Raw genomic sequence first — 15,654 nt, forward strand, 5'->3', positions numbered from 1 at the left:
TGGAAAAATCACAATAAAAAAGGGAGCCGAAGCTCCCTTTTCAACACTGGCGCAAATATAACGATTTAGACTGCGGTTTGGAAGATCACGCCGTCAGCTTTATCGGTATATTCACTCAGCTTGTCGAAGTTCAGATAACGGTAAGTATCCGCCGCAGTCTTGTCCACTTCAGCCATATAGCCGAGATATTCTTCCGGCGTTGGCAGGCGACCCAGCAGTGACGCGACCGCTGCCAGTTCTGCGGAGGCCAGATAGACATTGGCACCGTTACCCAGGCGGTTCGGGAAGTTACGCGTTGACGTGGAAACCACGGTAGAACCGTCGGCCACACGCGCCTGGTTACCCATGCACAGTGAACAGCCCGGAATTTCGACACGCGCACCGCTCTTACCAAAGACGCTGTAATAGCCCTCTTCGGTCAGCTGAGCCGCATCCATTTTGGTCGGTGGCGCAACCCATAAACGGGTTGGCAACGCGCCTTTATGGCTGTCGAGCAGTTTACCGGCTGCGCGGAAGTGACCGATGTTGGTCATGCACGAACCGATGAACACTTCGTCAATTTTGCTGTTCTGCACGGAAGACAGCAGACGCGCATCATCCGGATCGTTCGGCGCACAAAGAATTGGCTCTTTGATGTCCGCCAGATCGATTTCGATGATCGCCGCATATTCGGCATCGGCATCGGCTTCCAGCAGGTTCGGGTTCGCCAGCCACTCTTCCATACCTTTGATACGACGCTCGATGGTACGACGATCGCCGTAACCTTCAGAGATCATCCACTTCAGCAGCACGATGTTAGAGTTGAGGTATTCTTTGATCGGCGCCTGATCCAGTTTGATCGTACAACCTGCCGCTGAACGTTCTGCGGACGCATCCGCCAGTTCAAATGCCTGTTCGACTTTCAGTTCCGGCAAGCCTTCGATTTCCAGAATCCGGCCGGAGAACAGGTTTTTCTTACCTTTTTTCTCAACGGTCAGATGGCCTTCTTTGATCGCGTAGTAAGGGATCGCATGCACCAGATCACGCAGGGTGATGCCCGGTTGCATTTTGCCTTTGAAACGCACCAGAACGGATTCCGGCATATCAAGCGGCATCACGCCGGTCGCCGCAGCAAACGCCACCAGACCGGAACCCGCAGGGAAGGAAATCCCGATCGGGAAACGGGTATGGGAGTCACCGCCAGTGCCGACAGTGTCCGGCAGCAGCATACGGTTCAGCCATGAGTGAATGATGCCATCGCCCGGACGCAGTGAAACACCGCCACGGTTCATGATGAAATCAGGCAGCGTGTGGTGCGTGGTCACGTCAACCGGCTTAGGATACGCGGCGGTATGACAGAATGACTGCATCACCAGATCGGCAGAGAAGCCCAGACACGCCAGGTCTTTCAGTTCATCACGGGTCATCGGACCGGTGGTGTCCTGAGAACCGACAGACGTCATTTTTGGTTCGCAATATTCGTTCGGACGAATACCGGCAACGCCACAGGCGCGGCCCACCATTTTCTGCGCCAGCGAGAAACCTTTGGTGCTTGCCGCGACAGGTTTCGCAATGCGGAACACTTCGCTCTGTGGCAGTTTCAGCGACTCACGGGCTTTGGTGGTTAAACCACGGCCGATGATCAGCGGAATACGACCGCCTGCGCGCACTTCATCGAGCAGCACGTCAGTTTTCAGTTCGAAGGTGGCGATCACGTCATTGGTTTCGTGGTTACGCACTTCGCCTTTGTACGGATAGATGTCGATAACATCGCCCATATTCAGGTCAGACACATCCACTTCGATCGGCAACGCACCGGCATCTTCCATGGTATTGAAGAAGATTGGCGCGATTTTACCGCCGAGCACCACACCGCCGCCGCGTTTGTTCGGCACATGAGGAATGTCATCGCCCATGAACCACAGCACGGAGTTGGTGGCCGATTTACGGGATGAACCGGTACCGACAACGTCACCGACATAGGCCAGCGGGAAGCCTTTTTTGTTCAGTTCTTCGATCTGTTTGATCGGACCGACGCTGCCCGGTTGATCCGGATGAATGCCTTCGCGTTCATTTTTCAGCATAGCCAGCGCGTGCAGCGGAATATCTGGACGGGACCAGGCATCCGGAGCCGGTGACAAATCATCGGTATTGGTTTCGCCGGTCACTTTAAACACAGTGACGGTGATTTTCTCAGCCAGTTGCGGACGTGACAGATACCATTCGGCATCGGCCCACGATTGCAGGATTTTTTTCGCGTGTTCGTTGCCCGCATGCGCTTTTTCTTCCACATCGTAGAAGTTATCAAACATCAGCAGCGTATGAGACAGCGCTTTCGCCGCGATAGGCGCCAGCGTGTCGCTATCCAGTGCGTCGATCAGCGGGTGAATGTTGTAACCGCCCTGCATGGTGCCCAGCAGTTCAACGGCTTTTTCAGGAGTGACCAACGGGGAGGTAGTTTCGCCTTTGGCGACTGCGGCCAGGAACCCGGCTTTAACATAGGCGGCTTCGTCGACGCCCGGTGGAACACGGTTAATCAGCAGGTCTAACAGAGTGTCTTCTTCGCCTTGCGGCGGATTCTTCAGGGACTCAACCAACGCTGCCATCTGTGAAGCATCAAGTGGCTTAGGGACGATGCCCTCTGCAGCACGCTCGGCTACGTGCTTACGGTATTCTTCTAGCACGACTTTCTCCTCGCTCTCATTGTCATTTATTATGCCTGGCTTCCATCATCAGCCTCGCGTCATGCCTGTAGGGACAGGGGAATTCAACCGGTCTGATGAATCGGGGACACTGCGGGTATGGGGGTTTCTTGGTCTGAAACGATACGTCCTGAACCTGAGCACAGTGCCCTTTAGCGCCCGGGCAGCATAGCAGGATTTTGCCCGCTTGTTAATTCGTTCACATAAAAGCAACATTAAATCTTTGCTGAATCGTTGAGCACAGACGGATCGGCTGTTCATCCCAATTCGCCCTCTAGATCATCACAACAACCCTGCCCGCACAAGGGAATAAATGACGGGAAACGCAGAAAAAAGACACAAAAAAACCGCCCAAAAGGACGGTCGATTTGTATCTTCGTGGTGCCAGCAGTCACCAGGAAGAGAGTGCATTTGAAACAATAAAGCGCTACCAGGTGAATGCATCTTGAACAGAAAGTGAGTGAAAAGCAATCTTATCACCGGCGAAGTTATCGCAGGATCGCAAAACACCTCATTGACCGAAATACCCATTGCTCAGAAAAACAACTTCGTTATATTTTTCACACCTCACTATTTAATGACCACGTAGAAAGAAAGTAACAGGTTTATTTAATGCACAAAATTTATAATGGAAATTTAACTATTGATATTTAATATGAAATTTAAGGAGAAATGAAATGATGGGATGCAATGGCAATGAGGCATTTGGAAATGAAAGCCGGAAAACCATACAGGTTATCAGGAAGCAATTTGAACTCTACAACTTAGGAAGATATTTGCTAACATCAGGCGTTATGTATTCTATTTTTGTTAAGAACGGCGCATTAGCCAGCAGCTATTATATAAACCAGACAGACTTTAGCATTTTCTTTCATTCAGCTGAAGCATTTGACCAGTACGCCAAAAACCAAATTTACCTTTCAATAAACAGGCTACTGATATTTTCGGCCACGCATGGTACAGAACATGAGTTCTGGAAGTGCATGGAAAAAAGCGTTTAAATAACAAGGAACGTTCCGTATGAAGAAAATCCTCCTGGTACTTATCCCCGCGCTGACATTCCCTTGCCTTGCGCATATCAATGAAGATATCGAATATAGCCGTGATAAGTACCTTTTAGCCTACAAGAACCTCAACACTAAACTAGAGAAATGTTTGACTGAAATGAAATCCCGGCCCTTTATTACTTCTGCGGATATCGGGGGTTTTGATAAACGAACGGTAAGCATAGCCGTTTTATACCTTGGCACAGCTCAAATCGATCAATGCGCCGGGGATGAACATCATCAGTTTATGATCAGGGCATTTGACTACTACGCTGCACTCACAGAAGTCAGCGTCTACAGCCAACAAATGAAAACACTTCATAATGACATTTTTGCTTTTTTACCTGCCGGAAATATAAGGCTGGAAAGAGAATATGAAAGCTTTCCTTTAAAAATCAGAACGGAGCTTGAAGCACGCTTAAAAAATAAAAACCTCCGATCCTACCCCTCATTCCAAAGCAGCCCGCAGTATGATTTTGATGATAAATAGCCCGACGCCATCGTACATATCGGACTTTTTATCAGAACTCACCTCACTTCAGGTCGCCGGCAAAGGCGACCTTTTTCAGTAATAAATCATGGTAAATGTCGCCGTGCCGTTCGCTGCACCGCTGCTGAGTGTTTGTCCGTTGAGATAGTAGCGGGCGAAAAAGGGAATACTCAGGCTTCCTTCGCTGGCAGAAGGTGTCACTGCCCATTGTTGTCCGAGGATCACCGGCGACGTATCGCCTTTGAGTATCTGGATCCCGACGCCGGTTGCCTGCCCTTCTGCGCCGCTGCTGATTTCGATCACTCCCGCAGCCTGTGAATTATCGGCGGTGCCGTCGATACGGATATTCACATTCGCCCCGGCATCGCAATTGAGTTCAACGCTAAAGGGCACTTCCGGCGTGACGCCGCCCGCGGAGGCACTGGAAAACAACCCGGGCCAGACCGTACCCAGAGACACATTAATGGTGTTATTCAGCACATCACAGCTTTCGGTTCTGATATTGATATTGCCTGTGTAAGAGAGTGTGTTGGCACCCCCGCCCCCGATGCCTGATTTGCCATACACCCCCAGTCCGAAACGGGTCTGGCTTTGCTCCAGTGCCGTATCCGCAATGTCATTGGCGGTTTTAACTAATGATAACGTCACCGCTATCTGATAGCTGAGACTGCCGTCAAGGCTACCCAATGATGTATTACGCGTATCGCAGCTTACCCCGCCGCCTACCACACGTTGTCCGCTGGAGTTAGTCAGGGCAATACCGATCCCTTCAACGCCGGTGGAGTAAACACCGGGGAAACCCGAAATTTCTGTACCCGTTCCGTAGTAACAGGCGATGACCGGGTCGCCGGAGAGTTCGTTGCTCCCGTTGGTACCGCAAGTACCGCTCACATTGAAAGTATGCTGACTTCCGGGAATATCAGCCCCAACAGGCAGAGAGGATGTTACCGCCAGTGAACTTAAATCCCAGGACTGCGGCATGGCCGGAGAAGTCGAGCAGGCCGCCCATAATTTGCTGGGAAAAAGGATAAGACAGACAAGCAGTATCATTATTTTCATAAAACGCCTCATCGACATACGCTGCTGGCCTGAGAGACCGCCGCCTTTTCGGCACCGGAGAAGGCAAACGGCGCGTCGCATTGCCCTCCGCCCCATATCACCCGGATACGCCCCTGCTCCGGCAAACCACTGAGATACACCTGTCCCTTTTCGCCCACAATGACGCGGTTGCGTTCATCGCCCACGGCAAAAGCTTCTGCGCCGAAAGGTACGGGTTGTCCGTTATAGGTCAGGGTGAGTAATAACCGGTTGCCAGCGCGCGTGGTAAACGAGGCCATCACCACGGCACCGGACGTCGGCACCACTGACAACACGTTGTCATCGATATCGATATTTTCATCCAGCGAGGTGGTATCCAGCGCCACGCGGGTGCGCTTGTAAGGGCTGAGATAATTCACTACCGCATAACCGCGCCAGTCGGTATAAACCCCGGTATTATTTTGCAGTTTTACCCCCGCCGCGCCCGGTGCACGGACAATCGCAATCGCCGAGACATCACTCACCAGCGGTTGCGAGAACGTGACGCCGAACGGATGGGCGACAATGGCGCCCTGCCAGCCGTAATTGAGCTGCTGGGTGTCCTGGTTATAGTTGTAACCTCCGCTGAGCTGGGCGGCGCTGCCCAGATAATTCAGGCTGGCACCGCCGCTGTTTCCCTGCCCATCGGTGCCATAGCCTTCACTGACCGCGTAAGAGAGATTGTTATCCTCAAGAAGCATGCCATTGACGCCCGCCTGATAAAGCGTCCGGCCATGATCGGCACTGTTTACATTGAAAGTGGCACGGGCATTCGGCAGCCAGCGGCCGAGAGGGATACTGACATTGAAGGCGATCTGTTTATCGCTTTCCATGCCATAGCTTCGGTTATCCGTCACTGACAGGGCGTAATCAATACTGGCAATATTGACGTTATAACTGAGGCCCAGACTGCGCTGGTTGAACTGCGACTGGCGGTATTTTTGCTGATAGTAAGAAAGTGACAATGATCCCCACATTCCGCCGTTCAGCGACTGCGTCAGATTCAGACGATACTGTTCCTGCGGCGCACCGTAATACAGGTTATTACTGTCATCCTGCAGCCTGTTACCGGCCTCGCCGAAATGATAAAAATCACCGCGATAGCGGATCCCCGCCAGCGACAGCGTCGAGCCGGTAGCCGCCACACTTTTGGCATATTGCAGCCGGAACGCCTGCCCGCGCGCGGTGTGATTGCCGGTCAGTTCGCTGTCAGCAAAGGTGGTATCCAGCGACACAGAACCGAGATCCCCGATCATGCTGCCCATACCGGCATTCGCGGCGTGGTAGTTTTCCGCCACCTGACTGCCGCCAAACAGCGTGACGCCATAGCCCAGACCGTAAATCAGTGATCCCTGTACAAAACCCGGTTCATCGCCACCGTACTGATACGCCCGGTATTTCCCCAACGTCAGGGCGTATTTCAACCGGCCCTCACGTTGCATGATCGGAATGGCAGAAAAAGCTTGTATGAAATGACGCTCCTCCCCATTGCTTTCCCTGACCGTGATATCCAGATCGCCGGACGCTGACGTCGGGTACAAATCATTAATGCTGAAGGCGCCCGGCGGCACATACGTCTGGTAGATCACTATACCGCTTTGTTTAATCGTCACCTGCGCATTGCTTCTGGCAATGCCACGGATCACCGGCGCATAACCGCGCAGGCTGTCCGGCAACATATTGTCATCGGAAAATACCTGCACGCCGCGAAAGGTAAAGCTGTCAAAGATATCCGCCGGGGTGGTGCTCTCCCCGGCGATAAACTGCCCTTTGATCACCGGCACGTCTCGCTGGAGGAAACTGTATGCCGAGTCCCAGTCCTGCTGTGATTGTCCGTCAATGTTGCGGCTGTAACGCCATGTGCTGTAGTTGCGCAGCCGCCAGCCGCCCCAGTTAGCGCCACTTCTCAGGCTCAGAAACTGGTTCTGGTCACTGCCGCCCGCGTTTTGCCAGGTACGGGCGCCGCTGAGGTTGTAGTTGAGCAGCAAAGCCGGTGCGCCTTCATCCCATAATTCCGGACTGACCGCCCCTCTTGCCAGCGTGTCGAGTAATTCCTGAGGGATGGTGATCAGTAATTTCTGATGGGAAAAATCAAAATGGCCGACCACGCCAGGCATCAGGGTGGCGAAATCCTCCACCGGTTTCTGTGCAGGCCAGTCGCGTAATGCCGGAATGCTGCCGGTTCTCAGCCCCAGAGTCTGCCATTCTTGCGGGGTAAAAAGCGGGGAAAGCGTCTTATCCTTCATGGCGATAAACGTCACATCCTGCCTTCCTTTCAGCACATTGTTGACCAGCACATCCACCCGATAGACACCCGGCGTCTGCCCGCCTGCGCGGGAGAATTGCGACACATCCACCGGCCCGCCGGGATGTTCTATTTCCAGCGCCTGCACATTGAAGCGATCATCCGCGCAGGCTTCTGCGATACCCAGCGCACAACCCACCAGCAGCCATGACCGCAATGCAAAATAGGACCGGGGCGTAACGACATGATTTTTCTTCATAACATGCCTCAGCGCAGCCGGGTTTTTTCCACTGAACTGGCACCGCCATAATCATTCACCACCTGCCAGCTGACGTCATTCCCTGCCGCGCCTGCCGGCCAGGGATAAGTGGCTTGCCCAAAGGGCGGCACCATAGTGTTACCCGTTGCCACGGCGCTGCTGCCGGTTTTCAGTTTAAAAAAGGTGAAGTAGAAGGGCGTGGGATTGGTCACCCGCAGTTGCCCCGCCTGACGGCTGAATTGCAGCTGCCGCCAGGCGCTTTGCCCTGCGGGGGTGAGCAACGCCGCTGGCCGGTAAAAAAGTTTGAGACGGGTCTTCACTACGATTTGCAATAAACCGGCAGGGGCGTTTTCAGGCAGACGGGGAATGGCTTTGATATTCAGCCAGAACAGGGATTCACGATCCTCGGGTAATATGCCGCCGGTGCGGATAATGCGCAGACTGTTATCCTCTCCGGCATTCAGACGAAATAAAGGCGGCGTCACTACAAAGGGGGGCGTAACAGAGGATTTTTGCAGCCCGTCAGGCCCGTTATTATCAACCCAGGACTGGATCAGATAAGGTTCGGCCTGTTTACCCTGATTACTGACAGTCAGAGAGGCTTCTTTTTTGTTACCCGGATATATCACCCGCGTCGCTTCGGTAATCACACCGGCATAAACCGGGAGCGCAGAAAAAATAATAAATAACATCCCTGATAACATCATAAAAAGAAGTCGCATATTTTCCCCTCATCTTTCCGTCAATAAAAATAAAAGACATCCGCGTCTGAAGGTCTGGCATCCTTGCCAGTTTAATGAGATTACGCGGAGGTTATTTCTGGTTCTTATTATTGGTAATTGATGGTGAACTGAGAGACCGCATTTGCCGCCCCTTCCCCTACCGTCGCCGCCGTACTTTTGTAACGGGCGATAAAGTTCATCTCCACGCCCTCGGCGGTGGCATCAATGGGATAAAAACGCGAGGCGGTGTAAACCGGGATCGAGACTCCCTGATTATCGGCAATTTCAATACCGACGCCGGTCGCGCCACCGGTGACTTCCAGTAGCTGGTTATCCACTGCATCGGCGGTGCCACCGAATTTCACCGCAGCAGCTGTAAAGGTGGTTGGGCATTTGGTGAGTGCAATCGTAAATGCTGTCGGAGATGAGGTATCTCCGGCGGCGGTAAACGAAGTCGCGGCAACGTTGCCTAAATCAACATTGAGGATTGCGCCACTTCCGCCATTCACATCGCATGTCGCCGCAACGATTTGTCCGGTGAAATTAATGGTCCCATCCTCAGCATGTGCCACTGGATGGGTAAAACACAACACAGTGCCGAGAAGTAAAATAAAAGAATTACGCTTCTTCATGAAATAATACCTGAGATTAAAATTGAATAAACTCCACCAGATTTATTTATCAAAGCTGGCGATATACATTCACTTTAAACAAGCAGGTATATTTGAGGTAATCACATCCCCTCACATTATTTTATCGATAATATTAAGCGGAAGAAAATAAATGAATGAGGATGTAATGAGATAAATGAGAACGGGTATGGAGTGTGCCACAGAGGAAAAAAGGCAAAATAAACGCCTCCGGAGAGGCGTTTATCAGCAAAGGAGAAAATTACTTTTTCTTCGCTTTCGGGTTCGGCAGGTCGGTAATGCTGCCTTCGTAGATTTCTGCTGCCAGACCCACGGACTCGTGCAGAGTCGGGTGAGCATGGATGGTCAGCGCGATATCTTCTGCATCACAACCCATTTCGATTGCCAGACCGATTTCACCCAGCAGCTCGCCGCCGTTGGTGCCGACAATCGCACCACCGATAACACGGTGAGACTCTTTGTCGAAGATCAGTTTGGTCATGCCGTCTGCGCAGTCGGAAGCGATAGCACGGCCGGAAGCTGCCCACGGGAAGGTGGCGGTTTCGTAGCTGATGCCTTTTTCTTTCGCTTCTTTCTCAGTCAGGCCAACCCAGGCAACTTCTGGCTCAGTGTAGGCAATGGATGGAATGACTTTCGGATCGAAGTAGTGTTTCTTGCCGGAGATAACTTCGGCAGCCACATGGCCTTCGTGAACACCTTTGTGCGCCAGCATTGGCTGACCAACGATATCGCCGATGGCAAAGATGTGTGGCACGTTGGTACGCATTTGTTTGTCGACGTGGATGAAACCACGGTCGTCCACTTCAATGCCTGCCGCGCCTGCTTCCAGCAGTTTACCGTTAGGAACACGGCCGATAGCCACCAGCACGGCGTCGTAACGCTGTGGTTCAGCTGGGGCTTTCTTGCCTTCCATTGTGACGTAGATACCATCTTCTTTGGCTTCTACCGCGGTCACTTTGGTTTCCAGCATCAGGTTGAATTGCTTGCTGATTTTCTTGGTGAACACTTTCACCACGTCTTTATCAGCCGCAGGGATCACCTGATCGAACATTTCTACCACGTCAATCTGAGAACCCAGCGCGTGATAAACGGTGCCCATTTCCAGACCGATGATACCGCCACCCATTACCAGCAGACGCTCAGGAACGCTTTTCAGCTCCAGTGCATCGGTGGAGTCCCAGACACGCGGGTCATCATGTGGAATAAATGGCAGTTTGATTGGACGGGAACCCGCCGCAATGATGGCATTGTCGAAAGTGATGGTCGTCGGACCATTTTCGCCTTCAACAACCAGAGTATTCGCGCCAGTAAATTTGCCCAGGCCGTTCACGACTTTGACTTTACGGCCTTTCGCCATCCCTGCCAGACCACCGGTCAGCTGGTTAATGACTTTTTCTTTCCAGACACGCACTTTATCGATGTCAGTTTTCGGCTCGCCGAAAACAATACCGTGTTCTGCCAGTGCTTTTGCTTCAGAGATCACTTTCGCGACATGCAGCAGAGCTTTTGAAGGGATACAGCCAACGTTCAGGCACACGCCACCGAGCGTGGAATAACGCTCAACCAGAACGGTTTCAAGACCTAAATCAGCGCAACGGAAAGCAGCAGAATAGCCCGCAGGGCCCGCCCCAAGTACCACGACCTGAGTTTTAATTTCAGTACTCATCATGACCTCTTAATTTATGTCCGGCGGGTCTGACGTCATTTTTATGTCGTAACGCCCATCATCCACCGGGTCGTTCTATCCGCCCGCAGTTTACAAAATTGTTAACAAATTTGAAACAACAAACGGCATACGATTTGTGCTTAGCGCCCGAAAATCCCAAACAGCATGAAGAGATTATCAGAAAAAAGCCGGCCGATTGGCCGGCTTTTCGCTTACATCACCAGACGGCGAATGTCAGACAACACGTTGTTGATGATGGTGATGAAGCGCGCACCATCGGCACCGTCGATAACACGGTGGTCGAAGGAGAGCGACATTGGCATCATCAGACGCGGTGTGAACTCTTTACCATTCCAGACTGGCTCAATGGCAGACTTGGAAACACCGAGGATGGCCACTTCCGGCGCATTAACGATTGGCGCGAAGTGGGTCGTCCCGATACCACCGAGGCTGGAGATAGTGAAGCAACCGCCCTGCATTTCGCCAGCAGTCAGCTTACCGTCACGGGCTTTTTTGGAGATCGCCATCAGCTCACGGGACAACTCGGCGATGCCTTTCTTGTTCACGTCTTTGAAGACCGGAACAACCAGACCGTTTGGCGTATCTACCGCCACACCGATGTTGATGTATTTTTTCAGCGTCAGTTTCTGACCGTCTTCGGACAGGGAACTGTTGAAGCGCGGCATCTGCTCAAGGGCAGCGGCAACGGCTTTCATGATGAAGACCACTGGCGTGAATTTCACATCCAGTTTACGTTTCGCGGCTTCATCGTTCTGCTGTTTACGGAACGCTTCCAGCTCAGTGATATCGGTTTTGTCGAAGTGCGTAACATGCGGGATCATTACCCAGTTACGGCTCAGGTTCGCACCAGAGATTTTCTGGATACGGCCCAGTTCGACTTCTTCAATCTCACCAAACTTGCTGAAGTCCACTTTCGGCCAAGGCAGCATGCCTGGCAGACCGCCGCCCGTGGCAGCAGCCGGTGCGGCTTCTGCACGTTTGACCGCGTCTTTCACGTAAGTCTGAACGTCTTCGCGCAGGATACGACCTTTACGGCCCGTCCCTTTCACTTTCGCCAGGTTAACGCCGAATTCACGGGCCAGACGACGGATAACCGGCGTGGCGTGAACGTAAGCGTCGTTCTCAGCGAATTCGCCTTTGCTTTCAGCTTTAGCAGCTGCCGGAGCCGCCGCTTTTTGTTCCTGTTTCGCAGGAGCCGCCGCGTCTTCTTTCTTAGCCGCCGGAGCAGCAGGCGCAGCGCCTTCTACTTCGAAGACCATGATCAGAGAGCCGGTGCTGACTTTGTCGCCCGCAGCGATTTTGATTTCTTTCACGGTACCCGCGAACGGTGCCGGGACTTCCATTGAGGCTTTGTCGCCTTCAACGGTGATCAGTGACTGTTCTGCACTGATTTTGTCGCCAACTTTTACCATGATTTCAGTAACTTCAACTTCGTCGCCACCGATATCAGGCACGTTCACTTCTTTGCTGCCGGACTGAGCCGGAGCCGCAGGTGCCGCGTCTGATTGAGTTTCCGCAGCGGCGGCCGGTGCGGCTGCACCCGAACCTGCCACTTCGAAGACCATGATCAGGGAACCGGTGCTGACTTTGTCGCCCGCAGCGATTTTGATTTCTTTCACTTTACCCGCGAACGGCGCAGGGACTTCCATAGAGGCTTTATCGCCTTCTACGGTGATCAGCGATTGTTCTGCTTCAACGGTGTCGCCTACTTTGACCATGATTTCAGTGACTTCAACTTCGTCGCCACCGATGTCTGGTACGTTCACTTCTTTGCTTTCGCTGGAAGCAGGGGCGGCGGCGGCGTTCTCTTGAACATTAGCTTCTGCTTTGGCTTCCTGTTTCGCAGGTGCTGCATCAGCAGCACCGTCAGCGGCGTCAAAGATCATGATCAGTTTGCCGGTTTCGACGGTATCGCCGACCGCAACTTTAATTTCTTTGACCACGCCGGCTTGTGGAGAAGGCACTTCCATAGAAGCTTTGTCGCCTTCAACGGTGATCAGCGATTGTTCAGCTTCAACCTTATCGCCCACCTTCACCATAATTTCGGTGACTTCCACTGCATCTGCACCGATGTCCGGTACGTTAATTTCAATAGCCATCTGTCTTTACCTCTTATGCCAGACGCGGGTTAACTTTTTCCGGGTTGATATCGAATTTCTTAATGGCTTCAGCCACTACAGACGTTTCGATTTCGCCGCGTTTAGCCAATTCACCCAGCGCAGCAACCACAACGTAAGATGCATCCACTTCGAAGTGGTGACGCAGGTTTTCGCGGCTGTCTGAACGACCGAAGCCATCCGTACCCAGTACGCGATAATCGCTGGCCGGAACGTAAGTACGAACCTGTTCAGCAAACAGTTTCATGTAGTCAGTAGACGCCACCGCTGGCGCGTCGCTCATCACCTGGGCGATGTACGGAACGCGTGGGGTTTCAGTCGGGTGCAGCATGTTCCAGCGCTCACAGTCCTGACCGTCACGGGCCAGTTCAGTGAAGGACGTTACGCTGTAAACGTCAGAACCGACGCCGTAGTCTTTGGACAGGATCTCAGCCGCTTCACGTACGTGACGCAGGATAGAACCGGAGCCCAGAAGCTGCACTTTACCTTTGCTGCCTTCCAGCGTATCCAGCTTGTAGATACCCTTACGGATGCCTTCTTCCGCGCCTTCCGGCATGGCTGGCATGTGGTAGTTTTCGTTCAGCGTGGTGATGTAGTAATAAATGTTTTCCTGCGCTTCACCGTACATACGCACCAGACCGTCATGCATGATGACAGCCACTTCGTACGCATAAGACGGGTCGTAAGAAATACAGTTAGGGATAGTCAGAGACTGAATATGGCTGTGACCATCTTCGTGCTGCAGACCTTCGCCGTTCAGGGTAGTACGACCTGAAGTACCGCCGATCAGGAAGCCACGCGCCTGCTGGTCACCCGCTGCCCAGCACAGGTCGCCGATACGCTGGAAACCGAACATGGAGTAGTAGATGTAGAACGGGATCATTGGCAGATCGTTGGTGCTGTACGACGTCGCTGCGGCCAGCCATGAAGACGCGGCACCCAGTTCGTTGATACCTTCCTGCAGGATCTGACCTTTCTCGTCTTCTTTATAGTAAGCAACCTGCTCACGGTCCTGCGGGGTGTATTGCTGGCCGTTCGGGCTGTAAATACCAATCTGACGGAACAGACCTTCCATACCGAAAGTACGCGCTTCATCGGCGATAATCGGGACCAGACGGTCTTTAATGGAGTCGTTTTTCAGCATCACGTTCAGGGCACGGACGAACGCGATAGTGGTAGAGATCTCTTTCTTCTGCTCTTCCAGCAGTTGTGAGAAGTCTTCCAGTTTCGGCATTTCCAGCTTCTGCGTGAAGTTTGGCAGACGGGTCGGCAGGTAGCCTTTCAGCGCAGCGCGACGTTCGTGCAGGTATTTGGATTCTGCAGAGTCTTTATCCAGAGTGATGTACGGCAGTTTTTCCAGATTTTCATCGGTCACTGGCACGCTGAAACGATCACGGATATAGCGCACGCCATCCATGTTCATTTTCTTCACCTGGTGAGCAATGTTTTTACCTTCGGCAGCGTCGCCCATGCCATAACCTTTAATGGTATGCGCAAGGATAACGGTCGGCTGACCTTTGGTGTTCTGTGCTTTGTTCAGTGCAGCGAAGACTTTCTTCGGATCATGGCCGCCACGGTTCAGCGCCCAGATTTCGTCGTCGGTCATGTCTTTGACCAGCGCAGCGGTTTCAGGGTATTTGCCGAAGAAGTGGTCACGAACGTATTTACCGTCGCGGGACTTGAAGGTCTGGTAGTCGCCGTCCACGGTTTCGTTCATCAGCTGGATCAGTTTACCGCTGGTATCTTTACGCAGCAGTTCATCCCAACGGTTGCCCCAAATCACTTTGATCACGTTCCAGCCAGCGCCTGAGAAGATGCCGTCGAGTTCGTTGATGATTTTGCCGTTACCGGTTACCGGGCCATCAAGACGCTGTAAGTTACAGTTGATGATGAAGCACAGGTTGTCCAGTTTCTCACGGGTCGCGATAGTGATCGCCCCTTTGGATTCTGGCTCATCCATTTCACCGTCGCCCAGGAACGCGTAAACGCGCTGCGCGGAGGTGTCTTTCAGACCACGGTGTTCCAGATATTTCAGGAACTTCGCCTGATAGATGGCACCGATCGGACCCAGACCCATGGATACGGTCGGGAACTGCCAGAATTCAGGCATCAGTTTAGGGTGCGGATAAGACGACAGACCCTGACCGTGAACTTCCTGACGGAAATTGTTCATCTGGTCTTCAGTCAGGCGGCCTTCAAGGAAAGCACGCGCGTACACGCCCGGAGAGATGTGGCCCTGGAAGTACACCAGATCGCCGCCGTCTTTCTCGTTGCGCGCACGGAAGAAGTGGTTGAAGCACACTTCGTACACGGTCGCAGAAGACTGGAAGGACGCCATGTGGCCGCCGAGTTCCAGGTCTTTCTTGGACGCACGCAGAACGGTCATGATGGCGTTCCAGCGGATAGCAGTACGAATGTTACGTTCCAGCTCCAGGTTACCCGGGTATTCAGGTTCGTCTTCAACAGCGATGGTATTGACGTAGTTACGGCTGGCTGCACCAGCAGCGACGCTCACGCCGCCCTTACGCGCTTCACTGAGAACCTGATCGATCAGGAACTGTGCACGCTCAACACCTTCTTCACGGATGACCGATTCGATCGCTTGTAGCCAGTCGCGAGTTTCGATCGGATCCACGTCATTATTTACACGTTCTGACATGGTGCTTTTCCTTATCTGTCT

Annotated in this window: 10 protein-coding genes; 2 read left to right on the top strand and 8 right to left on the bottom strand. The window is 52.7% G+C overall.

Translation table 11 applies throughout. The features are described from left to right. Nucleotides 1–65: 65 nt before the first annotated feature. The gene (gene acnB, locus EYY67_RS20350) at nt 66–2,663 is read right to left on the bottom strand and encodes a bifunctional aconitate hydratase 2/2-methylisocitrate dehydratase (protein WP_119827069.1); all 2,598 of its coding nucleotides are present in this window, start codon (nt 2,661–2,663) and stop codon (nt 66–68) included. Between the two features lie 695 nt (nt 2,664–3,358). Here acnB and EYY67_RS20355 point away from each other — a divergent pair. After that, complete coding sequence (locus EYY67_RS20355; RefSeq protein WP_131694271.1) at nt 3,359–3,682, top strand: hypothetical protein; 324 nt, start codon at nt 3,359–3,361, stop codon at nt 3,680–3,682. Between the two features lie 19 nt (nt 3,683–3,701). Beyond that, nucleotides 3,702–4,217, top strand: a complete 516-nt coding sequence (locus EYY67_RS20360; RefSeq protein WP_131694272.1) for a hypothetical protein — start codon at nt 3,702–3,704, stop codon at nt 4,215–4,217. A gap of 75 nt (nt 4,218–4,292) precedes the next feature. Here the strand turns inward: EYY67_RS20360 and EYY67_RS20365 are convergent, their stop codons facing one another. The 7 genes from EYY67_RS20365 to aceE form a co-directional block, all read right to left on the bottom strand. Further along, a complete protein-coding gene (locus EYY67_RS20365) occupies nt 4,293–5,276 on the bottom strand; it encodes a fimbrial protein (protein WP_229920922.1) in 984 nt (327 codons plus the stop codon). 8 nt (nt 5,277–5,284) lie between these two features. Beyond that, nucleotides 5,285–7,798: a fimbria/pilus outer membrane usher protein gene (locus tag EYY67_RS20370; protein ID WP_131694273.1), complete on the bottom strand. Its 2,514-nt coding sequence runs from the start codon at nt 7,796–7,798 to the stop codon at nt 5,285–5,287. Nucleotides 7,799–7,806: 8 nt separating this feature from the next. Next, the gene (locus tag EYY67_RS20375) at nt 7,807–8,520 is read right to left on the bottom strand and encodes a fimbrial biogenesis chaperone (RefSeq protein WP_131694274.1); all 714 of its coding nucleotides are present in this window, start codon (nt 8,518–8,520) and stop codon (nt 7,807–7,809) included. Between the two features lie 107 nt (nt 8,521–8,627). Then, entirely contained in the window at nt 8,628–9,152 is a 525-nt protein-coding gene (locus EYY67_RS20380; protein WP_131694275.1) for a fimbrial protein, read from the bottom strand. A gap of 259 nt (nt 9,153–9,411) precedes the next feature. Next, nucleotides 9,412–10,836, bottom strand: a complete 1,425-nt coding sequence (lpdA, locus tag EYY67_RS20385; protein WP_162928680.1) for a dihydrolipoyl dehydrogenase — start codon at nt 10,834–10,836, stop codon at nt 9,412–9,414. A gap of 212 nt (nt 10,837–11,048) precedes the next feature. Further along, nucleotides 11,049–12,956, bottom strand: coding sequence for a pyruvate dehydrogenase complex dihydrolipoyllysine-residue acetyltransferase (gene aceF, locus EYY67_RS20390; protein ID WP_131694276.1), 1,908 nt, complete (start codon nt 12,954–12,956; stop codon nt 11,049–11,051). Between the two features lie 13 nt (nt 12,957–12,969). Continuing rightward, on the bottom strand, nt 12,970–15,633 hold the full coding sequence (aceE, locus tag EYY67_RS20395) for a pyruvate dehydrogenase (acetyl-transferring), homodimeric type (RefSeq protein ID WP_095924670.1): 2,664 nt from the start codon (nt 15,631–15,633) through the stop codon (nt 12,970–12,972). Nucleotides 15,634–15,654: the final 21 nt, after the last annotated feature.

Origin of the sequence: Rahnella victoriana, assembly GCF_004330295.1 — a bacterium.
GTDB lineage: Bacteria > Pseudomonadota > Gammaproteobacteria > Enterobacterales > Enterobacteriaceae > Rahnella > Rahnella victoriana.

What these genes read in the sequence shown, in the direction of transcription:
- EYY67_RS20380 (WP_131694275.1), bottom strand. Translation starts at nt 9,152, where the DNA reads ATGAAGAAGCGTAATTCTTTTATTTTACTTCTCGGCACTGTGTTGTGT.
- EYY67_RS20365 (WP_229920922.1), bottom strand. Translation starts at nt 5,276, where the DNA reads ATGAAAATAATGATACTGCTTGTCTGTCTTATCCTTTTTCCCAGCAAA.
- EYY67_RS20355 (WP_131694271.1), top strand. Translation starts at nt 3,359, where the DNA reads ATGATGGGATGCAATGGCAATGAGGCATTTGGAAATGAAAGCCGGAAA.
- lpdA (WP_162928680.1), bottom strand. Translation starts at nt 10,836, where the DNA reads ATGAGTACTGAAATTAAAACTCAGGTCGTGGTACTTGGGGCGGGCCCT.
- EYY67_RS20370 (WP_131694273.1), bottom strand. Translation starts at nt 7,798, where the DNA reads ATGAAGAAAAATCATGTCGTTACGCCCCGGTCCTATTTTGCATTGCGG.
- EYY67_RS20375 (WP_131694274.1), bottom strand. Translation starts at nt 8,520, where the DNA reads ATGCGACTTCTTTTTATGATGTTATCAGGGATGTTATTTATTATTTTT.
- aceF (WP_131694276.1), bottom strand. Translation starts at nt 12,956, where the DNA reads ATGGCTATTGAAATTAACGTACCGGACATCGGTGCAGATGCAGTGGAA.
- aceE (WP_095924670.1), bottom strand. Translation starts at nt 15,633, where the DNA reads ATGTCAGAACGTGTAAATAATGACGTGGATCCGATCGAAACTCGCGAC.
- EYY67_RS20360 (WP_131694272.1), top strand. Translation starts at nt 3,702, where the DNA reads ATGAAGAAAATCCTCCTGGTACTTATCCCCGCGCTGACATTCCCTTGC.